This is a genomic window from Sphingomonas sp. ABOLG, assembly GCF_003950435.1.
Lineage (GTDB): Bacteria > Pseudomonadota > Alphaproteobacteria > Sphingomonadales > Sphingomonadaceae > Sphingomonas > Sphingomonas panaciterrae.
Genome location: NZ_QQWW01000042.1, coordinates 1 through 1,907, shown reverse-complemented (window position 1 = coordinate 1,907; position 1,907 = coordinate 1). Strand labels below are relative to the sequence as shown.

Here is a 1,907-nt window from a genome sequence, read left to right as displayed (position 1 = left end):
TCGGCCGACTGGTCGTGTGGAGGTGGTCGGCCGGGTATCGGGCCGACGGAGCTGGTCGGACGCGGAGAAGCTGGAGATCCTGGCCGAGGCGTTCCGGCCGGGCGTGCGGGTCCGTGATGTCATCGCCCGGCGCGAGGTGTCGAGCAGCCTGATCTATACGTGGCGCAAGCAGGCGCGGCTGGGCAAGCTGGGCGGGGTCGCGCCTGCGCTGCCGGCATTCGCCGAGGTGCGCGTGGCCGATGTCGCCGCACCTGCGCCGCAGCCGGCGACATCCACGTCTGGCCTCATCTGCATCGAATTTCCGGGTGGCGTCCGAGTGAGCGTGGACGGGTCGGTGGACGCCGGCGCGCTGGCGCGAGTGTTGTCGGTGCTGCGTTGAGCCCCACGCCGTTGCCGACGCGGGTGTTCCTGGCGTGTGGCGTCACCGACATGCGCAAAGGGTTCGATGGCCTGGCGGTACTGGTGCAGCAGGTGCTGGCCCAGAACCCGCACTCGGGCGCGTTGTTCGCGTTCCGGGGCAAGCGGGGTCATCTGGTCAAGCTGCTGTGGTTCGATGGGCAAGGCCTGTGCCTGTTCTCCAAGCGGCTCGACCGGGGTCGGTTCGTCTGGCCGGTGACCGCGACGGGCACGGTGACGCTGACGCCGGCACAATTGTCGATGCTGCTGGAGGGCATCGACTGGCGTCGCCCAGAGCGGACGTTCACGCCGACGCTGGCGGGGTGAAAACGGCGGTTTTGCGGCGCTTTTTCTCGCCCGTCGATGCGTGATCTGTTATGAAATGCGGGTGCTGGAAGCGCCTGTTTCCCCTGCTGATGCCACCGCGCGGATCGCCGCGCTGGAGGCATCGCTCGCCCGGGCGAATGCCGCGCTCGCCGCCCGCGATCTGCTCATCGACACGTTGCGCGGGCAGATCGCCCGACTGCGGCGGATGCAGTTCGGTGCCTCCTCCGAGAAGTTGGGCCGCGAGATCGAACAGCTCGAGCTGGCGCTGGAAGAGCTGGAAACGGAGCGGGATGTTTCCGAAGTCGAGACTGCGGCGCCTGGAGTAGCGCCGCGCCTGGCACCGGTCCGCAGTCTGCCGGAGCATCTGCCGCGCGAGGAGGTCGTCCACGAGCCGGCGTCCGGTATCTGCACCTGCCCGGACTGCGGTGGTGCGCTGCGCCGGCTGGGCGTGGACGCGCACGAGATGCTCGACATCGTGCCGGTGCGCTGGCGGGTCGTGCGCAACGTCCGCCCCAAATACAGCTGCCGGTCTTGCGAGAAGATCGTCCAGGCACCCGCGCCGGTCAGCGCTGTGGCGCGGGGCAAGGCGACCTTCGCGACGCTGGCGCACGTCGTCGTCTCCAAGTTCGACCACCATCTGCCGTTGTACCGCCAGGCCGAGATGATGGCCGCGCAGGGGCTCGAGATCGACCGCTCGACGCTCGCGGGCTGGGCCGGGCAAGCTGCAGCACTGCTCGACCCGGTGGTCAGCCGTATCCGTGACGAGGTGCTCAAGGCCGACAAGATCCACGCCGACGACACGCCGGTGCCGGTGCTCGACCCCGGCCGTGGCAAGACCGCGACCGGGCGGCTGTGGGTGTACGCCGCCGACGACCAGGCGTCCGGCAGCACGACACCGCCCGCAACATGGTATCGCTTCACGCCCGACCGCACCGCGGCGCACCCGCAGGCGCATCTCGCCGGCTTTCGCGGCTTTCTCCAGGCCGATGCCTATGCGGGCTATGACGCCCTGTACCGCGGTGGCGTCACAGAGGTGGCATGCTGGGCACACTTCCGGCGCAAGGTGTTCGACCTGCACGAGCGCCTCTCCACGCCGCTGACCACCGATATCCTGGAGCGCATCGGCGCGCTCTATGCCGTCGAGGCGGAGGTGCGTGGTCAGCCGCCGGATGTACGCCGTCGAG

Annotated in this window: 3 protein-coding genes; all 3 read left to right on the top strand. The window is 69.4% G+C overall.

Annotated elements, in window-relative coordinates; genetic code table 11:
- A partial coding sequence (locus CA236_RS18565) for a transposase (protein ID WP_241212752.1) occupies positions 1–379 on the top strand: 379 nt, incomplete at its 5' end.
- The gene (gene tnpB / locus CA236_RS18560; protein ID WP_025292355.1) at positions 376–723 is read left to right on the top strand and encodes an IS66 family insertion sequence element accessory protein TnpB; all 348 of its coding nucleotides are present in this window, start codon (positions 376–378) and stop codon (positions 721–723) included. The genes CA236_RS18565 and tnpB, both read left to right, overlap by 4 nt.
- Positions 724–778: 55 nt before the next feature.
- A partial coding sequence (locus CA236_RS18555) for an IS66 family transposase (RefSeq protein ID WP_125946711.1) occupies positions 779–1,907 on the top strand: 1,129 nt, incomplete at its 3' end.